The 21,277-nt window shown below is 66.9% G+C and carries 14 protein-coding genes; 7 read left to right on the plus strand and 7 right to left on the minus strand.

The annotated features are described in order from the left end of the window. From ACOZHM_RS16490 to ACOZHM_RS16505, 4 genes are all read left to right on the plus strand, one after another. Positions 1 to 951 carry a peptidoglycan DD-metalloendopeptidase family protein gene (locus ACOZHM_RS16490; RefSeq protein WP_421570392.1) on the plus strand — a complete coding sequence of 317 codons (951 nt, stop codon included), beginning with the start codon at positions 1 to 3 and terminating at the stop codon, positions 949 to 951. 164 nt (positions 952 to 1,115) lie between these two features. Next, complete coding sequence (gene secA, locus ACOZHM_RS16495) at positions 1,116 to 3,848, plus strand: preprotein translocase subunit SecA (protein ID WP_421570393.1); 2,733 nt, start codon at positions 1,116 to 1,118, stop codon at positions 3,846 to 3,848. Between the two features lie 313 nt (positions 3,849 to 4,161). Further along, positions 4,162 to 7,698 (plus strand): autotransporter domain-containing protein, encoded by a 3,537-nt coding sequence (locus tag ACOZHM_RS16500; RefSeq protein ID WP_421570394.1) that lies wholly within the window; start codon positions 4,162 to 4,164, stop codon positions 7,696 to 7,698. A 278-nt stretch (positions 7,699 to 7,976) separates the two neighbouring features. Next, entirely contained in the window at positions 7,977 to 11,621 is a 3,645-nt protein-coding gene (locus ACOZHM_RS16505; protein WP_421570395.1) for an autotransporter domain-containing protein, read from the plus strand. Between the two features lie 68 nt (positions 11,622 to 11,689). Here ACOZHM_RS16505 and ACOZHM_RS16510 read toward each other — a convergent pair whose 3' ends face one another. Next, a complete protein-coding gene (locus tag ACOZHM_RS16510; protein WP_421570397.1) occupies positions 11,690 to 13,285 on the minus strand; it encodes an MASE1 domain-containing protein in 1,596 nt (531 codons plus the stop codon). A gap of 396 nt (positions 13,286 to 13,681) precedes the next feature. Here ACOZHM_RS16510 and ACOZHM_RS16515 point away from each other — a divergent pair, with 396 nt between their 5' ends. Continuing rightward, positions 13,682 to 14,656, plus strand: coding sequence for a Nudix family hydrolase (locus tag ACOZHM_RS16515; protein ID WP_421570398.1), 975 nt, complete (start codon positions 13,682 to 13,684; stop codon positions 14,654 to 14,656). A 29-nt stretch (positions 14,657 to 14,685) separates the two neighbouring features. Here ACOZHM_RS16515 and ACOZHM_RS16520 read toward each other — a convergent pair whose 3' ends face one another. From ACOZHM_RS16520 to metF, 3 genes are all read right to left on the minus strand, one after another. Then, a complete protein-coding gene (locus ACOZHM_RS16520; RefSeq protein ID WP_421570399.1) occupies positions 14,686 to 16,623 on the minus strand; it encodes a hypothetical protein in 1,938 nt (645 codons plus the stop codon). A 117-nt stretch (positions 16,624 to 16,740) separates the two neighbouring features. After that, a complete protein-coding gene (locus ACOZHM_RS16525; RefSeq protein WP_421570400.1) occupies positions 16,741 to 17,331 on the minus strand; it encodes a hypothetical protein in 591 nt (196 codons plus the stop codon). 53 nt (positions 17,332 to 17,384) lie between these two features. Further along, positions 17,385 to 18,212 carry a methylenetetrahydrofolate reductase [NAD(P)H] gene (metF, locus tag ACOZHM_RS16530; RefSeq protein ID WP_421570467.1) on the minus strand — a complete coding sequence of 276 codons (828 nt, stop codon included), beginning with the start codon at positions 18,210 to 18,212 and terminating at the stop codon, positions 17,385 to 17,387. Between the two features lie 124 nt (positions 18,213 to 18,336). Here metF and ACOZHM_RS16535 point away from each other — a divergent pair, with 124 nt between their 5' ends. Both ACOZHM_RS16535 and ACOZHM_RS16540 read left to right on the plus strand, forming a co-directional pair. Then, the gene (locus tag ACOZHM_RS16535; protein ID WP_421570402.1) at positions 18,337 to 19,218 is read left to right on the plus strand and encodes a TIGR01777 family oxidoreductase; all 882 of its coding nucleotides are present in this window, start codon (positions 18,337 to 18,339) and stop codon (positions 19,216 to 19,218) included. Between the two features lie 41 nt (positions 19,219 to 19,259). Further along, entirely contained in the window at positions 19,260 to 19,817 is a 558-nt protein-coding gene (locus ACOZHM_RS16540; protein WP_421570403.1) for a DUF3228 family protein, read from the plus strand. Between the two features lie 63 nt (positions 19,818 to 19,880). Here ACOZHM_RS16540 and ACOZHM_RS16545 read toward each other — a convergent pair whose 3' ends face one another. The 3 genes from ACOZHM_RS16545 to ACOZHM_RS16555 all read right to left on the minus strand — a co-directional run bounded on the left by ACOZHM_RS16545 (position 19,881) and on the right by ACOZHM_RS16555 (position 21,152). Next, positions 19,881 to 20,186: a hypothetical protein gene (locus ACOZHM_RS16545; RefSeq protein ID WP_421570404.1), complete on the minus strand. Its 306-nt coding sequence runs from the start codon at positions 20,184 to 20,186 to the stop codon at positions 19,881 to 19,883. Between the two features lie 100 nt (positions 20,187 to 20,286). Beyond that, positions 20,287 to 20,763 (minus strand): Cys-tRNA(Pro) deacylase, encoded by a 477-nt coding sequence (gene ybaK / locus ACOZHM_RS16550; RefSeq protein ID WP_421570406.1) that lies wholly within the window; start codon positions 20,761 to 20,763, stop codon positions 20,287 to 20,289. A 119-nt stretch (positions 20,764 to 20,882) separates the two neighbouring features. Beyond that, on the minus strand, positions 20,883 to 21,152 hold the full coding sequence (locus ACOZHM_RS16555) for a hypothetical protein (protein WP_421570408.1): 270 nt from the start codon (positions 21,150 to 21,152) through the stop codon (positions 20,883 to 20,885). Between the last annotated feature and the right edge of the window lie 125 nt (positions 21,153 to 21,277).

The following is a 21,277-nucleotide window of genomic DNA, read 5'->3' on the forward strand; positions in this document are numbered from 1 at the left end:
ATGGCATTCAAAAAGATCGTAATCAAAACGCGTGAAGGAAAGGCCAAGACGCCGCTGACGCGTTTGCGTTTTTACTTCGAAGACAGGCCCCGCGCCCTGCTGGGCAGTGTACTCGGGCTGGGTTGCCTGATCGGCGTCGCTGCCGGTTTCGGCGGCAGCCAGCTCAATGATTCCCGGCTTCATGCCAAGGTCGCCCAGCAGGAACGTGAGCTGGCGCAGGCCCGGGCAGAGGCCCAGACCCAGGTCAACGCCCTGGCCGCCCGCATGGGCGAGCTGCAGGCGCAGGCCACCCGGCTGAACGCCCTGGGCGAACGGCTGACCCAGATGGGCAAGCTGGAAGACGGCGAGTTCGACTTCAACGAGACCCCCGGCCTCGGTGAAGGCGAGCCTGGACCGACCCAGGACATCCCGGCCAGCGCGGTCAACGCCGACTTACAGGTGCTGGAGCAGCGCTTCGCTGCTTCAGGCCGCCAGCTCTCGGTGATGGAATCGCTGCTGTTCGACCACCAGCTGGAACAGAATTCGGTGCCGGGTCGCATGCCGATCCGCAACACCTACATCACCTCCAACTTCGGTACCCGCAGCGATCCGTTCGGCCGCGGTGCTGCTACCCACAAGGGCATGGACTTCCACGCCAAGGTCGGCGACCCGGTCATGTCCGTGGCCGACGGCGTGGTCAGCTTCGCCGGCGTGAAGGGCGGCTACGGCAACGTGGTCGACGTGGACCACGGCAACGGCTATGTCACCCGCTACGCGCACAATTCGCGCCTGGTGGTGAAGCCGGGCGACCTGGTCCGGGCCGGGCAGGAAGTGGCCAAGGCCGGTTCCACGGGCCGTTCCACCGGTGCCCACGTGCACTTCGAGGTCTGGGAACGCGGCCAGGTGGTCAACCCGCGCAAGTTCCTGGGCGATGGCGGCAATACCCCGGTCGGGCGGGTTTCCCGCGGCTGAGGGCGCCATCTGGCGGATCGACGGCGCTTGAAACCAAGCGCCCTCGTCCCAAGCTACAATGGGTGTTGCCATAGACAGGGCGCGATGCGCCCTGTTTCGTTTGCGGCGGGCGGCTCCCCAAGGAGCGTCGCCGTTGGGGCGTCTCATTCCAACCGGTTCCTTCAATGATCAACAGCCTGCTTACCCGCGTCTTCGGCAGTCGTAATGAACGACAGCTGCGCCAGCTCAACCGCATCGTCGCCAAGATCAATGCGTTGGAGCCGGAAATCGAAAAGCTCTCCGACGAGCAGCTCAAGGCCAAGACCCCGGAATTCAAGCAGCGCATCGCTGACGGTGAAGCCCTGGACAAGGTGCTGCCGGAAGCCTTCGCCGTCTGCCGCGAGGCCAGCCGCCGCGTACTCGGCATGCGCCACTACGACGTGCAGCTGATCGGCGGCATGGTCCTGCACCTGGGCAAGATCGCCGAAATGCGTACCGGTGAAGGCAAGACCCTGGTGGCTACGCTGCCGGTCTACCTCAACGCGCTGGAAGACAAGGGCGTTCACGTGGTGACCGTGAACGACTACCTGGCCCGCCGCGACTCGGCGCAGATGGGCAAGCTGTACAACTGGCTGGGCATGAGCGTCGGCGTGGTGTACCCGGGCATGCCGCACAGCGACAAGCGCGAGGCCTACGCCAGCGACATCACCTACGGCACCAACAACGAATTCGGCTTCGACTACCTGCGTGACAACATGGCGCTGTCGCGTGCCGACCGCTACCAGCGCGGCCTGCACTACGCCATCGTCGACGAAGTCGACTCGATCCTGATCGACGAAGCGCGTACCCCGCTGATCATCTCCGGCCCGGCCGACGACTCCCCGGAGCTGTACATCCGCGTCAACCGCGTGGTGCCCAGCCTGATCCGCCAGGAAGCCGAAGAAGGCGAGGGCGATTTCTGGGTGGACGAGAAGGGCAAGCAGGTGCACCTGTCCGAGGCCGGCATGGAACATGCCGAGCAGCTGCTGGTCGATGCGGGCATCCTCAATGCCGAGACCGAAGGCCTGTACGCCGCGCAGAACCTGACCGTGGTCCACCACCTCAATGCCGCGCTGCGCGCGCATGCCATCTACCAGCGCGATGTGGATTACATCGTGCGCGATGGTGAAGTGGTGATCGTGGACGAATTCACCGGCCGTACCCTGGCCGGCCGCCGCTGGTCGGATGGCCTGCACCAGGCGGTGGAAGCGAAGGAAGGCGTGCCGGTCCAGCGCGAGAACCAGACCCTGGCGAGCATCACCTTCCAGAACCTGTTCCGCATGTACAAGAAGCTGTCCGGCATGACCGGTACGGCCGACACCGAAGCCTACGAATTCCAGAGCATCTACGGCCTGGAAGTGGTGGTCATTCCGACCAACCGCCCGACCATCCGCAAGGACTCGCCGGACCAGGTGTTCCTCAACCGCAACGGCAAGTTCAATGCGGTGCTGCTGGACATCCAGGAGTGCAACAAGCGCGGCCAGCCCGTGCTGGTCGGCACCACCTCGATCGAAACCTCGGAAATGCTGTCCGAGCACCTGCGCAAGGCCGGCGTGCACCACGAAGTGCTCAACGCCAAGCAGCATGATCGCGAAGCGACCATCATCGCCAACGCCGGCATGCCCGGTGCGGTGACCATCGCCACCAACATGGCCGGTCGCGGTACCGACATCGTGCTGGGCGGTTCGCTGGAAGCGCAGCTGCACGAGCTGGGCGAAGAAGCCAGCGCCGAGCAGCGCGCCCAGGTCAAGGCCGATTGGCAGGTTCGCCACGACCAGGTCAAGGCCGCCGGTGGCCTGCACATCGTGGGCACCGAACGCCACGAATCGCGCCGTATCGACAACCAGCTGCGGGGTCGTTCCGGCCGCCAGGGTGACCCGGGCTCGTCCCGCTTCTACCTGTCGCTGGAAGACAACCTGATGCGCATCTTCGCCTCGGACTGGGTCCAGAAGGCGATGCGCATGATGGGCATGAAGGAAGACGACGTCATCGAGGACCGCCTGGTCAGCCGCCAGATCGAGAAGGCGCAGCGCAAGGTCGAAGCGCACAACTTCGATATCCGCAAGAACCTGCTGGACTTCGACGACGTCAACAACGACCAGCGCAAGGTGATCTACGCCCAGCGCGACGAGCTGCTGGACGCCGAGTCGGTGAAGGAAAACGTCGACGGCATCCGTGGCGACGTGATCTACGACATCGTGGCGCGCTTCGTGCCGCCGAACTCGATCGACGAACAGTGGGACCTGCCGGGCCTGGAGGCCACGCTGGCCTCGGACCTGGGCGTGCAGATGGACGTCACCGGCCTGGTCAAGCTGCATGAAGAGCTGGATGCCGAGGCGATCGCCGAAAAGGTGCAGGCCCGCATCGACGAGCACTTCGCGGAGAAGGAAGCCGGCGTCGGCGACGAGACCATGCGCGCGCTGGAGAAGCACGTGATGCTGACCGTGCTCGACCAGAGCTGGAAGGAGCACCTGGCCCGCATGGATTACCTGCGCCAGGGCATCTACCTGCGTGGTTACGCGCAGAAGCAGCCCAAGCAGGAATACAAGAAGGAAGCGTTCGAGCTGTTCTCGGAAATGCTGGAGAACGTCAAGCGCGAAGTGGTCACCCTGCTGGCCCGCGTGCGGATCCGCAGCGAAGAGGAAGTGGCCGCACTGGAGCTGGCCGAACGCCAGCAGGCCGAAGCCCGCCTGCTGCAGTCGCAGTTCCAGCACCAGAACGCCGGTGGCTACGGCGCCGACGAAGAAGCGGCCGAAGTGGAAGCCCAGCGCAATGGCGTCTCGCAGGTCACCCGCGAGGAAGCCAAGGTGGGCCGCAACGATCCGTGCCCCTGCGGCAGCGGCAAGAAGTTCAAGCACTGCCACGGTCAGCTGAGCTGATCGGACCGGATGCGAAAAGAGCCCCGCGAAAGCGGGGCTTTTTTTTTGTGCTGTGGGTCGTGCAATGCGACCTGATGTGTCTGCTGTTGTGTGATCCGCTGCGCTGAAGCGTCACTTTCAGGAAACGCCGACAGGGAGGCGTGGCGCATCCTCACCCGCTTCTCGGATGTATCCCAGAGGCGCGCGAAGGCATGCGCAGTAACGTCCTCAGCCCTGCCGTGGGTGCCTTGCTCCCGCGTCAGAACCGACATGCGTTGCGTGCCACGGCACGCACGCGCGTCGCGTTTCCCTGAGTCGCCATCCATGGAGTGTCATGAACAGGATCCATCGCCCGGTGCGCCATCGCACCTCCACCCCTTCCTCCTTTCTGCGCCCGGGCAACGCCCGCGTGCGCCGCCGCTCGCCGCTGAGCGCCGCCCTGCTGGTTGCGCTTGGCGTGTCGGCCGCCTCTCTGCCGGCGGCCTTCGCGGCCGTGCATGAGTTCAGCGCCGACGAGACGGTCAACGACCCGCGCCAGTACGCGGAAGGGTTCCGCATCAATTCCGGCGCAACCATCGATGTCGCCGGGCCGGGGATGATCACCTCCGGCGCGGCCGTAACGCTGGGTAGCGCGCAGAGTGACCACGGCAGCCTGCGTGTGTCAGGCGTGGGCCCACGTCTCGTCGTGCAGGGCACCCAGTCCATGCGTGTCGGCGACGGCGGAACCGGCCAGTTCCGGATGGACGGCGGCGCCGAGGCCACCATCTGGAGCCTGCTGGCGATGGGGTTCAAGGCCGGCAGCACGGGCACCACCGAGGTCAACGGCGACGGCACGCAGCTGTCCGCGGGCTGGCTGCAGGTGGGTCGCGCCGGCGACGGTGCGCTGCACATCGCGGACGGTGCGTCGGTCGTCACCACCCGGTCCTACACCGGCGCCAACAACCATGGCCTCAGCATCGGCGCAGAGGAAGGTTCCACCGGCATCGTCAGCGTGGGCAGTCGCGGCACCTTGAAGGTCACCGACAACTACCTGCGCGTGGGCGAGGCCGGTACCGGCGTCCTGCATATCAACGACGGCGGCCTCGTGGTCGCCGAACGTGGGGTGGGCGTGGGCACCGACGCAGATGGGAGCGGCGCCATCATGATCAACGCCGGTGGGCAGCTCAAGACCGCCCAGCTGACGTTGGGCGGCGGCACGCGTTCCAGCGGGTCCCTCGGCATCAGCGGCACGGGCGCGCAGGTGGACGCCAGCAGCGTATGGGTGGGCTCCCGCGGCGATGGCACGCTGCGCGTGGAAGACGGTGGCGTGCTGCGCGCGGACACCGAGGTGCGTGCGGAGCGCTACGACGGCGTGGGCGCGGGCATGTTGGGACAGAAGGGCCGGATCGAAGTCAGTGGTGCCGGCTCGGCGATCCAAGCGCCGCTCGTTCACACCACCAATGAGCTGCTGATTGAAGGCGGTGCCTCGATCCGCTCCGACACCGCCCTCATCAAGGATTCCTACGCGGACGGCCCGGCGGTGGCCACCCTCACCGGGGCCGGGTCGAACTGGACCAACCGTGGTGCGATGGAGATACGTGGCAACGTCGATGTTGTTGATGGCGCCACCCTCGAGACCGATACGCTGTCCATTTCAGGCGGGCTCAACTCGGCCACGCTCGCCGCGAAGCTGGTCAACGAACAGGTCCGCGTCAGCGGTGCCGGATCATCGATCCGCGCGTCCAACGGCATTGCTGTCGGTGCCGGCGTGTTTGAGCCGTACGGCATGCTGAGCGTTGCCAACGGCGGTGTCCTCGATGGCGGTACCGGGTTCGCGCTGGGGGTGTCGGGCTATCTGGTCGTGGGTGGCGGCGTCGACCAATGGGTTGCGTCCGTCGGCCCATCGTGGCGACCGGCCGAGGCCGCGGGCGAACTGTCCGGCGCGCCGATCGAGATGGCCGCTGGAGCGGGCGGTCTGGTGTTCAACCACACCGGCAACATTGAACTGGCCAATACCATCAGCAGCGTGAGCTGGACCGCCGGTGCGGTGACCAGCGTGGCCGGCACCACCACCCTCAGTGGTGACCTCAGCGCCTTTGGCGGCGACGTCAACGTGGCGGGCGGTGTGTTGGTCATCAACGCCGACATGTACACCGGCCAGGACCATGTCCACGCGGACCTGTCGCCCGCACAGCAGATCAACGTCAGCGGCGGCACGTTGGTGCTCAATGGCAGTTCGGGCTTCCGGCAGGCCTTCGATGACTCCAACGGCAGCCGCGTCGTACGCAGTTCCAGCGTACGCGTGCACGATGGCGGGATCCTGGCCGGCAACGCGACCGTGGGGCGCACCGAGGTGTCCAACGGCGGCGTGCTCTCGCCCGGCAACGGCGGTATCGGCACGCTCACCATCGATGGCGATCTGTTCGTCAATGCAGGTGCCGACGATGCAGCAGGCGTGGCGTCCAAGGCGTTTTACGAGGTGGATCTGCTCGGCAATGGCCAGGCCGATTTCATCGCCGTGACCGGCAGGGCGCACATCGGCCGTGGTGCCGACATCGCTGGCAACCACGGCGACGCCGGCGTGCGCGTGACGGGTCTGGACCCGGCCGTCAGCTACCAGCAGGGCCACACCTACGCGATCCTCGACGCGGCCGGCGGCATCGACGGCGGCTTCGATGATGTCAGCTCGACCTCGGCATTCATCACCCCCACGCTGACCCGGACCGACACCCAGGTGCTGTTGAACATTGCCGTCAACAGCGCGGATGCAGTGATGGACCCGGCGGCCGGAGACGGGGCGCCGCCCGCCGTGTTCCGCACCGTGGCCGTCACCGGCAACCAGCGCGCCACCGCCGCCGCATTGGACTCCCTGACGCAGTCGGGCGACGCGCTGGCGTTGTACAACAGCTTGCTGATGCTGGATGAGGCGGCCGCCCGCGTCGCGTTCGACGCACTCTCCGGCGAGGTGCATGCCAGCGCACGGGCGCTGCTGCTGGACGACCGCTTCCTGCGCGACGGCATCTCCCAGCGCCTGCGCCCGGACCCGAGCATGACCCCCAACGGGTCATCGGCGTGGGTGGCCACCAGCGGCGCGTCGCAGCGGCAGAACGGAAACGACGGCGTCGCCGGCACCCGCAACCACCGCCAGGGGCTGATGGCAGGGTACGACTGGACCTTTGGCGAGCACTGGACGGTAGGCCTGGCCGGTGGGCCCGAATCGCTGCGCCAGCAGATCCACGAACGCACCGCGACCACCGAGGTCGATGCCCTGCATGGCGGTCTCTATGCCGGGTTCCGCGCTGACCAGGCCTGGCTGCAGGCGGGCGCCAGTTACGCCGACTACGCGGTGGAAACCCGCCGCGCGCTGGGCGCCGGCAGTGCCTGGGCGCAGACCCTGGAGAGCCGTCAGGATGCGCATGCGGTGTCGGTGTTCGCCGAAGGCGGTTGGGACATCGAACTGGATGCGCTGACCCTGAGTCCGTATCTGGCCGTGGCCTACACCCGCCTGTCGAGCGAGGGCACCGTTGAAACCGGTGGCAGTGCGGCACTGGCCATTGCCGCCAGCAGGGACGAGGTGTGGACCACCACGGCGGGTGTTCGTGCTGCGTGGGACATCAGCGGCGGGCAGCAGGACGGGGCTCGCCTGGAGGCGGGGCTGGCCTGGCAGACGGCGGCGGGTGAACTGCGTGCGGACTCCCGTCATGCGTTCGTGGTGGGCAGCGACGCCTTCACCGTCGGCGGCCTGCCGCTGGCGCGCAACGTTGGCATCGCCGAGCTGGGCGTGTCGGTCAAGCCCACCGACAACAGCCGCCTGTCGATGCTCGCGCAGGGGCGTGCCGGTGGCGGCCAACGCGAGGTGGGCGCTCAGTTGAACTGGAGCGTGGCGTTCTGATCGCATCGGATCGGACGCGATGAAATCGAAAAGACCCCGCAGCAATGCGGGGTTTTTTTGGCTCGCAAATTGAGACGTGAATCACACAAATTCACTCAACACAGGTCAAAACAGCGCCGCAGATGACGCTGCACGCCTGACGCATGGGTGGCGAGCGCCACCCCCAGGCATTACCCTGTGCCTCCGGCCGCGGAAGGGGTTCCGCTGCGGGAGTGTCGCGCACCTGTGCCACGGGGAGTGGCCGCGTCGCGTTTTCGAGTCGCTATCCATGGAGTGTCATGAACAGGATTTTTCGCCTGGTGTTCAACCGCACCACCGGCCTGATGCAGGTCGCCTCCGAGCTTGCTTCCACGCACGCTTCCCCCGCGCAGTCCACCGCAGCCGTGCATCGTCGTGCGCCGTTGTGCGCGGCCATGACGGTGGCGCTGGGACTTTCCGCCGCCTCGCTGCCGTCGGTATCTGCCCAGGTTTACCCGTACACGGCCGATGAGACCATCACCACCCCGACCTCCCATTTCAACGGCTTCATGGTCGGCCCAATTGGACCCACGCCGGTCACGGTGACCGTGACCGGTAGCGGCACGCTCGTGTCCAACAGCGGCGGCGCGTCGGTGGCCACCAATGCAGGCAGCGAGGGCACCCTTACCGTGAACGGTCCGCAGGCCCTGCTGAAGGTCGACGGCAACGGTGCGACGCTGGTGGGCGAGCGCGGCAAGGGCACGCTGAACGTGCAGGGCGGCGGCCATGCCGACTTGAGCGGCCTGCTTGCGTTGGGCTCCGCGGCCAACGGCACCGGTCTGGTGGTGGTGGACGGCGCTGATTCGTTCCTCAACGCCGACGTCATCGAGGTGGGCCGCTCGGGAACAGGCACGCTCAACATCGCGAACAACGCCAAGGTCGAGGTGCGCAACACCGGCGGCAGCTATGGCATGAATGTCGGCGCTCTCGCCAGCGGCAATGACCGCAGCACCGGCATCGTCACCGTCGGCAGTGGTGGCCAACTGGTTGTCACCAACGCGGTGCGCCTGGGTGATGCCGGTACCGGTACGCTAAACGTGGACAACAACGGCAAGGTCAACGTCGGCGGCGACCTGCTGATGGGCGTCCGGGCCGGCGGCGTTGGAGCGCTGAACGTGAATGCAGGGGGCACGGTCACACTCGCGACCGGCAAAACGCTGAACATTGGCGTGGCGCAGGACGCGGTGAGCACGGTGACCATCGACGGCATCGGCGCAGTGGTGAACGCGCCCAACGTGGTCGTTGGCGGCAACGGTGGCGGCATTCTGAACGTGCAGAATGGTGGCGTGCTCAACGCAAGTGCGCTGGTGGCCGAGGTCGGTGGCAACAACCCCAACCGGCTTTCGACGATCAACGTGAGTGGCCCGAATGCGCGGATCAACGCCGGCACCGTAGAGCTTACTTCGGTGCAGCTCATGCTCGGCGGCTCCATCGTGTCGAACACCGCGCTGATCAAGGACAGTTCGAGCATCTCAGTGGCGCCCAGCATGATTCTGGAAGCCGGCTCGCACTGGACCAACAGTGGGCTGATGACGGTCAACAGCTCCTTCAACGTCATGGCGGGCGGGCGCTTGACCAGTGACAGCCTGCAGGTGTCCGGTGGCATCAACGCTGCCACGATGAGCCCTGCCGTCGTGACCGAAGGTGTGCACGTGAGCGGCGCGGGTTCGCTGATTACCGCCACCAACGGCATCACCGTAGGCGCAGCGGCCAGTGAGCCGTTCGGCCTCCTGATTGCCAGCGATGAGGGGCGCATCGACGCGGGCACCGGCCTCACCCTGTCCGGCAACGGCTTCCTGGTGCTGGGCGGGGAAGCGGCCAACTGGACGACGGCCACCGCAGCCTTCAATTGGAAGGCGGCCGAGACCGCCGGTGCGATCTCCGGCGCGCCGATCGACATGCAGGCCACGTCCGGCGGCTTGGTGTTCAACCACACCGGCGATATCAGCTTGGCCAACACCGTGCGCAGCGTGCCCAGCGGCACCACCTGGACCGGTGGTGCACTGATCAACGTGGCCGGCGACACCACGCTGACCGGCGACCTAAGCGCTTTCGGCGGAAAGGTCGACGTCCGCGCCGGCACGCTGGTGCTCAACTCCAACCTTTACACCGGCCAGGGCTACACCGACCCGTCGCTGGCGCTGGCCCAGCAGATCGATGTGTCCGGCGGCACGCTGGTGCTCAACGGAAGTGCCGGCTTCCAGCAGACCCTCAACCTGGGCGGCACCACCAGCGTGGTGCGCAGCTCCAACGTCAGCGTGCGCGATGGCGGCGTGCTGGCGGGCAATGCCACCGTGGGCGATACCTACGTGACCAACGGCGGCGTGCTCTCGCCGGGCCGGGGCAACGTGGGCACGATCACCGTTGACGGCAATCTGTTCTTCAACGCGGGCGTATCGGGCGCGGTCTCGTCGGCCGCGTTCTACGACGTGGACCTGCTCGGCAACGGCCAGGGGGACCTGCTGAAGGTCACCGGCCAGGCCTTCGTCGGGCGCGGCTCGAACCTGGCCAACAACGGTGACGCCGTCATGCGCGTGAACGGGCTGGACCCGGCCACCAGCTATCAGAACGGTCGCACCTATACCGTGCTGGATGCTGCCGGTGGCGTGCAGGGCGGCTTCGACGGGGTGAGCTCGCGGTCGGCCTTCATTACGCCCACGTTGAGCCATAACGGCAACCAGGTGGTGCTGACCATCACGGTCAACAATGGCGGCACCACGCCGGTCGATCCGGGTAATCCGGGTAATCCGGGTACGCCGGGTAATCCCGGAAATCCCGGTACGCCGGGAACCCCGGGAACCCCGGGCACGCCGCCGCCGGAAGTGTTCAATCCCGTGGCGCAGACCCCCAACCAGCAGGGCATTGCGAACGGCCTGAACAGCCTGCAGCAGTCCGGTGAGGCGCTGGCGCTGTACAACGCGCTGCTGATGCTCGACGAGGCGAGCGCGCGGACGGCCTTCAACGAGCTGTCCGGCGAAATCCACGCCAGCAACCGCGCGATGCTGCTGGATGATCGCTTCCTGCGCGAGGGCGTTTCCCAGCGCCTGCGGCCGGACCCGACCATGGCCGTGGAAGGCGCCTCGCTCTGGGTGGCCGGCAGCGGCAGCTCCAAGCGCCAGGACAGTGACGATTCGGCCGCGCGCGTGCGCCAGAACCGTGCCGGTGTGATGGCCGGCATCGACCTGAGCGTCGGTGGCAGCTGGACGCTGGGGGTGGCGCTGGGCTCGGAGCGGCTGCGCAACAAGGTCGACGACCGCAACGCCGACAGCGACGTGGACGCCCTGCACGCCGGCCTGTACACCGGCTTCCGTGGCGAGTCGTTCTGGTTGAACGGCGGCGCCAGCTACGCCGACTACCGCACGGACACCCAGCGCCGCGTGGGCGCCGGGCAGGCTTGGGCGCAGACCCTGGACGGCCGCCAGGACGCCAGCGCGATCACCGGCTTTGCCGAGGGCGGTTGGGACATCGAGCTCGACGCGCTCACGCTCACGCCGTACCTGGCGCTGGCCTACACGCGCCTGAGCAGTGACGCCTTCGCCGAAACCGGTGGCAGTGCGGCACTGGCGGTGGACTCGAGCGAGGACACGGCGTGGACCAGCACCGCCGGCCTGCGTGCGGCCTGGGACATCAGCGCGGACCAGGAAGGCGGCACCCGCATCGAGGCCGGCCTGGCCTGGCAGCATGCCGGTGGCGACCTGCGTGCCGACACCAGCAACCGCTTCGTGGCCGGCAGCGACCGCTTCACGGTGAGCGGCCTGCCGCTGGCCGGCGACGTGGCCATTGCCGAGCTGGGCTTCTCGTTCAAGCCCACCGACAACAGCCGCCTGTCGTTCTTCGCACAGGGTCGCAGTGGCGACGGCGCCAGCGAGTTCGGTGGTCAGCTGAACTGGAACATCCTGTTCTGATCGAAGGGGCTGGATGAAGCAAACGAAGGGCCCCGAAAGGGGCCCTTCGTGTGTCGAAGCATGTGTGGCTAAGACACGGTAGACAGCGTGGCATGTAGGCCGGACGTGTCCTCGACCAGACGCTGGGCATCGGTGGCGTCCATGAGCACCATGCGGATGCGGTTGCGGCGGCACTGCACGGTGCCGTCATAGGCGAGGGTCCGGCCAGTAAGCCGCCTGATCGCCAACGCGCAGGTCGTTTCAGACAACACCTGTTGCCGGTCAAGCAACGCGACCACCACCAGAATGGCCTCGCGGTTGCCAACCCGTCCGCACCGCGAACTCACGCGGATCTGGCCGGACTCCTGCTGAAGCAGCAGCGCCACCGCTTCGGTCAGCGCACGGTAGGCCGCCAACTGCAACGCCACCGTCAAGCGACAGGGATCGCCGATCAGGCGAGGTTGGGCCATGCGGTCGGTGGTGGACCACGCTTCACTGATTCCGCCCACCTGCAGTGCCAGATAAAGCCCGACATGCTCCAGCGCGGTGGGGTAGACCATGCTGGCCTGTTCGCGGAATTTGCGTGAGTACAGGCTGGAGGTGCGAATCAGGTTGCTGGCGATTTCATGATGGCCTTTTCGTTTCAGCCAATCGGCGGTTTCGCTGAGGTAGGTATCGATGCCGTCACCAATCCGGTTGATGTCTAGCGCACGCTGTCGCAGGTCCGTTTCGCCCGCCATCTGCGAAGTCTTCGCGAGGTTCGCCGACTGTTCCTCATCGAAGTCGCGCTGTTTGTACCGATGGTAGTAATGGCTGATGGTTGAGCCGAGCGCGAGCAGCGAAATCTCGATCACCACGAAGAACTGTTGCGTGCTGTACATGTCGGGGTCGAACGAAGCGGGCAAGCCGGTACTGGTGATGGAAAAACCAATCGATGCACTTAGAACGGGCAGGCTGACGGCGGCTCCCCACCAGCCGTGCAGTCGCGTCAGCAGGATGGCTGGAAGTGTCATTGACAGGTGCAGTGCGGTCTTGGCCGTTACGTACTCCGGAGGAAGCTGCGTGGCCAAGATGCCTGGGATAAGCATCGCCGTGAGGCAGGCGACAGTGGGAAGACGGTGCGAGGCGATCCAGTGGGTGCCCGTGTTTCGCCGCATCCACAGCAAGGCGAATGGGACAGCCGTCAGGATGCCGATGAAATCTCCGAGGAGATAGCGCGCCGCTCTTGAGGGCAAGGGCACGCTGGGAGGGATTGGCCACAGCAGCTGGGACATGCCGACGTTGAGCAGCGTTACAACCATGGCCGCGGCTGCTGCAACTGAGAGTATCCAGACATCTGTCGTGCGTTCCATTGCCTTGCGATGAAGGCTGATGACCAGCATCACAGCTGGCATCAAGAATGCCGACCCAAGCACGAACCAAGCAAGTCCGTGCGTTTCGATCATCGGGTAGCGCAGGTGAGTGAAATAGGCGTACTCGCCGATGAGCAGGTAAGGCCATAGTCGTGGCGGACAAAGCAATAGGGCTGCGACCCGGATGCCGGCGCCGATATGAAACTGGTCAACCGACACCTGTCGTGCAGCCCAGAAGGCCAATGCATACAGCACAGCAATCAACAGCCCATCGGGATAGATGCGCACGCGCAGCTTCAATTGAATTCCATTCTTCCACCAGTGCAACAGCACGCTCCGCCTCCTGTTGAGTACATGACGGCATCCACGGTGTGATGTCGGTGCGCGTCGTGCGAGGGAAGGTATCGGCGGTGCTTTGTGCAGGCAATTGATCCGATGCACTTTTCAGAATATGTTGAATGCGCGCTTTGTCGTTGGACTTTGATGCGCATCACTCTGGTAGTTGGATGCACTGCCAATGCGAGTGGCTAAAGCGACTATTTCGGTAGCTTTCACGCACGGTTGGCCGATTGCATGGCCTGGCGTCAACGGCGCGTTCTTTCAGGACAATTCCGTCTGGTCTGCCGGCTCGCGCGGCCGATTGCGCGGCGGCGCCGGGTCGGTGAATGCGCTTTCGTCGCCCCCCACGGGGGATTGCGCACCCCGGCGGTCATTCGGCATCCTGCCTGCATGCCCTCCCCCAAACGCTCGATCCATGTCGTGGCCGGCGTCATCACCGACGCCCGTGGCCGCATTCTGCTCAATCGTCGCACCGAGAACAGCGACATGGCCGGCCTGTGGGAATTCCCGGGCGGCAAGCGCGAGGCCGGTGAGACCTCGGAGCAGGCGCTGGTGCGCGAGCTGCGTGAAGAGTTGGGGATCGAGGCCGAGGTGGGCGAGTGGATCATGGACGTGCCCCAGGTCTACCCGGACAAGCACCTGCGGCTCGAGGTGCGGCATATCCGCAGCTGGAAGGGCTCGCCGCGCGGTCGTGAAGGCCAGGCCATCACCTGGGTGACTCCGGACAAGCTGTCGCGTTACTCCATGCCGCCGGCCGACCTGCCGGTGGTGGCCGCGCTGCGCCACCCGGACCGCTACCTGATTACCCCCGAACCGGATGCGGACGACGCCGCCGCCCACCAGGCGTGGGTCGCCCGGCTGGCCCGGGCACTGGAGGCAGGCGTTCGCCGCGTCCAGCTGCGTACGCCCACCAGCCCGGCGCGTGTCGCGCTGGCCGAGCAGGCCGTGGCCCGCCACCGGGGCGGCGTGCAGTGGTTGCTCAACCGCGATATCGACCTGGCGCGGCGGCTGGGAGTCGGCGTGCACCTGGGCAGCGAACAGCTGCTGCAGCTGGATACCCGGCCGCTGCCGGCCGGGCAGTTGGTGGCCGCCTCCTGCCACGACCTGGCCCAACTGCAGGCCGCCCAACGGCTGGGCTGCGATTTCGCGGTGCTGGGCCCCGTGCAGGCCACGACCAGCCACGCCGACGCCACGCCGATAGGCTGGGCCGGCTTTGAATCGCTGCGTGCGCAGGTGTCGCTGCCGCTGTACGCGTTGGGCGGGCTGGGGCCGGGCGACATCGTCGAGGCGCGCCGCCACGGTGCGCAGGGCATCGCCTCGATCAGCCAGCTGTGGGCCGGCGAGGCCGCAGGGGCCGGCCGCTGAGCCAGCGACGACGCTGCGCCCGGCCGGGCTCAGCGCACGGGCGCACCTCCAGGAACCAGCGTGACGACATCATGCGGGTGCTCCCCGCCACCCTGCACGCGCACCGTACCCGTGCCCGGGCCATGGGGACTGTGCAGCGAAAACGCGTAGAGCGTTCCCCATCCCAGCCCATGCGCATCGTCATCGCGTGCGGTCCAGCTCAGCCGGCCCGGCGCCGTGGAGACGGTCCAGTCGTTGTCGGGTTGCGCGTCGACATCGTGGAATCCGATGCCCCCGGGATCGACCGTGCCGGCCACCTCGACCGACAGTGCGCGCAGGCCAACGTGGTCGTGCAGGCGCAGGTTCGAGCCGCTGCCGCCCAGCCGCGCGGTGCCCGCGTCGATGTTCATCAGCGCGTAGTCGTAGCGCCACTGGCCGTTCGGCAGCTGGCGCGCCTTCATGGCCAGGATCGCGGAGCCGTTGCCGGTGTCCACGCGGGTGTTGCGTTCGGTGGGGTGGTTGCTGCCCGGCGCGACCCAGCGGTCGATGGCCGGGCCAAGCGCGTAGCCGCTGCTGCGGAACGTCCATAGATTGTTCGACCAGCGCGGCCGCACCCGCTGGGTCGCCATGGAGTTGAGCGGGTTGATGTCATCGCGCGCCACGTACCAGGTTTCAAACAACCAGCGTGCGCCCCGATGGGCGGTGGGCGAGACCTGCTGTTCGTTCACCCGCAGCCGGCCCTGGTATTGGTCGTCCTCCCTGGGATAGGTGGGCCGACCGGTGCAGTCCGGGTCGAACACGGAGCCACAGCGCCCCCACTGCCCGCTGTGCGCGAGGATCTCGTTGCGCGGGGACATGATCCACAACGCGTCATTGGTGCCGGCCGAATACAAATCCTCGCAGCCCGGCCCCACGGCGAAGCCGGGGGGCTCATCGGGATACAGGCAGTTGCTGTTGATCGCGAAGAAGGCATGCTTGGCCCAGGACGCGCCGATCTGCTGCAGGCCGCCCTCGGCGTTGACGCGGTACATGTTCCAGACCAGATACGGGTGCTGGTCGTTCTGGTACGGGCCGCCATCGTCGGAGAACATGCGACGCCAGGGAATACTCGCGGCCCAGCGCGCGCTGCTGGTGCCCAGCGGGTCGCCGGGAACGGTGGGCAGCAGCTCACCCGCGTTGAGGTTGTTCTTCAGTTCCGCATCCGGGGTGATCACCATCTCGCCACTGCCCGCGTTGCCACTGCACCCGTTGCAGCGGGTGAACTGCACCTTGTTCTCCAGCATCATCAGGTCGGTGCGGTAGACATCGCCGTCGGGTGCGGGCTCGCCGTCCCAGTGCCGCACCGGCGCCGGTACGCTCACCTGCGCGCCGGGCTGGGCTGCCTGGGTTTCAAGCCCCAGGCTGGCGATCACCCAGCCGGCGACCTCGGGCCTGCCGATGCGCGCCGCCAGCGCCGCGCTGATGCGCAGGTCCGAAGACACCACCGAGAGCCGCTGCCGCGCGGCGTCCAGCGTGGTCATCATCGCGTCCAGCTCGAACAGCACGGCGCCGCTGGCATCGAGGATGCCCAGGGTGTCGTTGCGGTTGGGCAGCGCGGCCAGCCGCAGCTGCTCGAGCGCGATGGGCGCTCCGGTCGGCAATTGCAACTGGCCCGCTGCGGCGAGATGCAGGGCGCCGCCCTGATAGCGCTGGATGGCACCATGGCGTGCAGCGATCGTGAGCGCATGCGCGCCGGAGACCCCAAGTGCGGGGCTGACCACGGTCGCGGCGTGCGGCGCATGCACGCCCGGCATGTCCAGGCGCAGCCCCAGGCGTTCGGCCAGGTCCTGGTTCCACTGCAGCTCGACCTCGCCCCCCGCGAACGACCACTGCCCGTGTGCAAGGAGCAGGGGAGCATCAGCGGCGGCCCAACCCGGAACGGCGGGCGCGAGCAGGGCCAGCAACAGCAGCGTGCGGCGCGCAGCGACTCGGTGTACATGCGTGATCATCGGGAACCTCCTGTCATCGGAGGCGCCAGTATCCGGACGCGACTCAGGCGCGAATGTGCGCTGATCTCTGCATTTTGGCGGCGATCGAAAGATGCAATCGCACCGCTGCAAAAGCGCCTAAAGCGTGATCCAGAAGCAGCCGTACTGGCGGCGCAGGCCGAACACGGTGCGTGCCGGCGTGGCCGTGCTGCCCAGGGTCTGTTCCAGCCGCAGGCCAATGGGGCGCGGACGGCCGGCGGGCGGGGCGGCGGCCTCCACGGCTTCCACCAGCGTGGCATCCGGGTTGGGCGGCGGCGGTGGCAGCGGCGCGTCGGTCTCGGGGTAGACCGGCGCGATGTCGATCAGCGGCCGCTGCACCACCGATTCCAGCCGCCCGATGATCTGGTTGGCGGCCGCGTTGGAGACGTTGCCCCACAGATAGATCGACGAGAGCCGGTTGACGTCCTGCAGGCTCACCGCATCGCGGATCTGCCCGGTCAGTTCGCTGAGCCGGCGCGCGCAGCCGGCGCGGTAGATGCCGGTGTTGCCGACCGATGCATTGCCCGCCGGCATGCGTGCGGTCGCGCCCACGGCATCGCAGCTGCGATCGGTGAACACGGTCTGGCCCTGCGCGTTGGTGCAGCGGTTCACGCGCTGCGCCTGCGCCGACGCCACGGAGGGGCCGCACAGGGCACAGAACGCCAGCAGGAGCAGGACAAGCAATTTCATCGCAGCAGAGTAGCGGCGCCTGCGTTATCTGCAAGCGATTGCATTGCCCGCGCTCAGCGGCCCAGCAGTTTCAGGACCTGGGTGGTCGGCTTGGCCAGGTTGAGCGTGTAGAAATGCAGCCCCGGCGCGCCACCGGCGAGCAGCCGCTCGCACAGCTGGGCTACCACGTCGGCACCGAAGGCGCGCACCGACTCGGCATCGTCGCCGTAGGCCTGCATGCGCTTGCCGATCCAGCGCGGGATCTCCGCGCCGCACTGCTCGGAAAAGCGGCGCAGCTGGCTGAAGTTGGAGATCGGCATGATGCCCGGCACGATCGGCACCTGCACGCCCAGCTTGCGCACGGCGTCGACGAAGTGGAAATACGCGTCGGGGTTGTAGAAGTACTGGGTGATTGCCGCGTCGGCACCGGCGTCGATCTTGGCCTTGAAGTGCTTCAGGTCCAGCAGGGCGTCCGAGGACTGCGGGTGGGTTTCGGGGTAGGCGCCTACCTCGATGTGGAACGCATCGCCGTGTTCGGCGCGGATGAAGCTGATCAGTTCCGAGGCATAGCGCAGGTCGCCGGGGTGGCCCATGCCCGAGGGCAGGTCGCCGCGCAGGGCCACGATGCGGCGGCAGCCGATGGCCCGGTACAGTTTGAGCAGCTCGCGGATTTCTTCGCGGCTGCCGCCCACGCAGGACAGGTGCGGGGCCGCGTCGAAGCGATGGTGCTGCTTGAGGTGGCGCACGGTCTCGGAGGTATAGCTGAGGGTCGAGCCGCCGGCGCCGAAGGTACACGACACATACTCCGGCGCGTAGGACTTGAGCTTGCCGGCGGTGCGATCAAGCTGGGCGCGCTGCTCGTCGGTCTTGGGCGGATAGAACTCGAAGCTGATGGCGGTCATGGGCGGCGGCGGCGACGGGTGTGAACCCATCATATCGCTTCATCGCGATGAATGTGAAGTGCGTCGCACCCGCCGTGCACGGGGCCGGGTCTACTGTAGACCTTACAGGCAGAGGGTAGCGACGATGGACATTCTGGTTACGGGTGGCACCGGCTTCATCGGACGGCGCCTGTGCGCGCGCCTGGTGGCGCAGGGGCATGCGGTGACGGTACTGACCCGCCACCCCGGCCGCACGACGGTTGCCGGGGCGCACAGCGTCGCCCGGCTGGAGGATGTCGGCCCGGTACACGCGGTGGTGAACCTGGCCGGCGAGCCGATCATGCAGGGCCGCTGGACGCCGGCGCGGAAGCAGGCGCTGCTCGATTCGCGGCTGGGCACCACGCGTGCGCTGCTGGCCTGGATCGGGGGCCTGCCCGAGCGGCCGCAGGTGCTCGTGTCCGGCTCGGCGGTCGGCTACTACGGCCCGCGCGGCGATGAGGTGCTGGACGAAGCGGCATCGCCGGGGCATGACTTCGCGGCGATGCTGTGCCGGCAGTGGGAAGCCGAAGCATTCAAGGCCGAGGCGCTGGGACTGCGCACCTGCGTGCTGCGTACCGGCATCGTGCTGGACCGCGACGGGGGCGCGCTGGCGAAGATGCTGCCGCCGTTCCGGTTCGGTGCGGGCGGCCCGATGGGCGATGGCCGGCAATGGATGAGCTGGATCCACCGCGAGGATCTGGTGGGGCTGATCGTCTGGTTGCTGGAGCATGAAAACGCCCGGGGCGCCTACAACGGCACCGCCCCCGAAGCGCTGCCCAATGCCGCCTTCGCGCGCACACTGGCGGCCACGCTGCACCGGCCTGCGCGGCTCATCACGCCGGCCTTCGTACTGAAACTGGCCTTCGGCGAGATGGCCGGGCTCCTGCTGACCGGGCAGCGCGTGGTGCCGGCGCGCGCGCTGCAGGACGGCTACCGCTTCCAGTACCCGGAACTGGCGCAGGCACTACACGCGATTCTCGATGGATGACGCGGGTTACCCTGTGCACCCCTTAGTGCCGCAGCGTAGCCATGTCCATCGTTCTGACTGAATTCGCCCGTCCCCGCCTATTTCCCCGCACCCCGCGCGGAAACACCATCCAGGACTGCACGGCGGCGCAGTTCGAGGCGCACCTCAACACGCATGCACCGTTCAAGGTGCTCGACGGCTACGCGCCGTTCTGCAAGCTGTTCGTCTACGAGAACTGGACCAGCACGCGTTGCCTGACCGTGCCGATCACCGATGCCAACCGCCACCAGCTGCACAGCGGTTACGAAGCGCGCAACCGCGCGGAGCTGCCGGTGCTGGTGCGCTGGTTCGAAGGGGTGGAATCGCCGCGGGCGAACTATCTGGTGGTGATTCTGTACAGCGCGGAGCAGCTTGCACTGGAAGGCTCGCCGATCGAGGCGGACTGGGGCATCGTCGGCTGCATCTACACCGCGGAACCGGAAGAGGTGCCGATGGCGCCGATCACCATGATGCGCAACGCACTCGGGGTGGAGGAGGGTGGTTCGGGCGTGCCGCTGGACCGTGAGGCCTATCAGCGTGCCGTGGCCTTCTGGGAAAGCAACGCCAACTGGCGGCCGTGATTCAGGCACCCTGACAGCGGAAACGGGCACCTCGCAGTGCCCGTTTCCAATACATGCCGTCGATCACTGGCTGTCGAATGCGGCGATGCTGGTTTCACATTCCGCGCTGTCCGGATCGACTTTGTCGCCGTGATACTTCCTCGCGGCGTCGGCGGCCAGGGGGAGCGCGGCGGCATTGTCGGCTGCGGTGACCTTGTAGAAGCCCTTGAGCCCCTTGCCCGAAGGCGCGGGCAGGCGGTCGCCGTCCTCGGACCAGACCATGCAGTAATACAGGGTACCTTTTGCGGCCGGCGCCGCGGTCTGCGCGAGGGAAACGGATGTACTGCCCAGGAGTGCCAGCAGCACAGGCAGGGTGAGGTAGCGATTCATTGGATTGCTCCCGGTGTTTCAGGTGCGACCCCCGCAGTTGGATCATCCTCACCTTGGTGTTAGTGGGCTGTGCAGCCGCCAAGCCACGCAGGGCGTGGCTCTACGCCGACGGGCGGCCGATGGGGGCGTAATTGCCCTCGGTCAGGGCCAGCAGGTCGCTGGGGGCCAGCGCTACTTCCAGGCCACGGCGGCCGGCGCTGACGTGCAGGGTGGGCAGCGTCTGCGCGCTGGCGTCGATGAAGGTGCGGTGCTTCTTCTTCTGCCCCAGCGGGCTTATGCCGCCGACCAGGTAACCGGTCGCGCGCTGCGCCGCGTCGATCTCGGCCATCTCGCACTTCCGGCAGCCGGCCGCATCGGCCAGCGCCTTCAGATCCAGCATGCCGCTGACCGGCACGATCGCCACCAGAAGTTCGTGTTTCTCCGTGCTGGCCAGTAGCGTCTTGAACACCTGCGCAGGGTCCAGCCCAAGTTTGTGCGCCGCCTCGTCGCCATACGAATCCGCACCCTTGTCGTGCGCATAGCTGTGCACGGTGTGGGCGATGGCCAGGCGCTTGAGCAGGTTGATGGCAGGGGTCATGGCCGCATCCTAGCGCAGCATCGGCGGCGAAGATTGACCCAGACTGCTGCGGTACGCCGAAGGCAGGACACGACAAAAAACGGGCGCCTTTCGACGCCCGCACGGATGTCGATCGCGTCCTAATCCGTCTGTTGGTTCTCTCGCATCTTGCAGCTTGCCCCGGTCGGGGTTGCCGCCACCATCGCCATTTGCTCGGCCTGCTCGCTATTGGATGCTTGCACCGTCACCGGCGATACAAGCGAGCCTCCCTTGTAGGACAGCGTGCAGTTGAACGGGAACACCATAGTCGGCAACCCCTTCGCTACCTGCGCCACGGCCAGCGAAGATATCGCGCCGCCAGCGACACAACCAATCACAACCACAGCGGCCAATTTGGTCAGGGTATTCATTTGGAATGCTCCGGACTGATCCAGATATTCCCCCGCCGGCGGATGATCGGTCGTCCCCCGTTAGCGGTGCGTGCACGGCGGTTGCCCCGCTTTCAATCGGGCAAAAAAAACGGGCACCCGAAGGT

Origin of the sequence: Stenotrophomonas sp. PD6 (genome assembly GCF_049199305.1) — a bacterium.
GTDB lineage: Bacteria > Pseudomonadota > Gammaproteobacteria > Xanthomonadales > Xanthomonadaceae > Stenotrophomonas.

Coding starts and splice junctions, on each gene's coding strand:
- secA (WP_421570393.1), top strand. CDS start 1,116: ATGATCAACAGCCTGCTTACCCGCGTCTTCGGCAGTCGTAATGAACGA.
- ACOZHM_RS16555 (WP_421570408.1), bottom strand. CDS start 21,152: ATGAATACCCTGACCAAATTGGCCGCTGTGGTTGTGATTGGTTGTGTC.
- ACOZHM_RS16490 (WP_421570392.1), top strand. CDS start 1: ATGGCATTCAAAAAGATCGTAATCAAAACGCGTGAAGGAAAGGCCAAG.
- ACOZHM_RS16540 (WP_421570403.1), top strand. CDS start 19,260: ATGTCCATCGTTCTGACTGAATTCGCCCGTCCCCGCCTATTTCCCCGC.
- ybaK (WP_421570406.1), bottom strand. CDS start 20,763: ATGACCCCTGCCATCAACCTGCTCAAGCGCCTGGCCATCGCCCACACC.
- ACOZHM_RS16520 (WP_421570399.1), bottom strand. CDS start 16,623: ATGATCACGCATGTACACCGAGTCGCTGCGCGCCGCACGCTGCTGTTG.
- ACOZHM_RS16500 (WP_421570394.1), top strand. CDS start 4,162: ATGAACAGGATCCATCGCCCGGTGCGCCATCGCACCTCCACCCCTTCC.
- ACOZHM_RS16515 (WP_421570398.1), top strand. CDS start 13,682: ATGCCCTCCCCCAAACGCTCGATCCATGTCGTGGCCGGCGTCATCACC.
- ACOZHM_RS16505 (WP_421570395.1), top strand. CDS start 7,977: ATGAACAGGATTTTTCGCCTGGTGTTCAACCGCACCACCGGCCTGATG.
- ACOZHM_RS16525 (WP_421570400.1), bottom strand. CDS start 17,331: ATGAAATTGCTTGTCCTGCTCCTGCTGGCGTTCTGTGCCCTGTGCGGC.
- ACOZHM_RS16535 (WP_421570402.1), top strand. CDS start 18,337: ATGGACATTCTGGTTACGGGTGGCACCGGCTTCATCGGACGGCGCCTG.
- metF (WP_421570467.1), bottom strand. CDS start 18,212: ATGACCGCCATCAGCTTCGAGTTCTATCCGCCCAAGACCGACGAGCAG.
- ACOZHM_RS16545 (WP_421570404.1), bottom strand. CDS start 20,186: ATGAATCGCTACCTCACCCTGCCTGTGCTGCTGGCACTCCTGGGCAGT.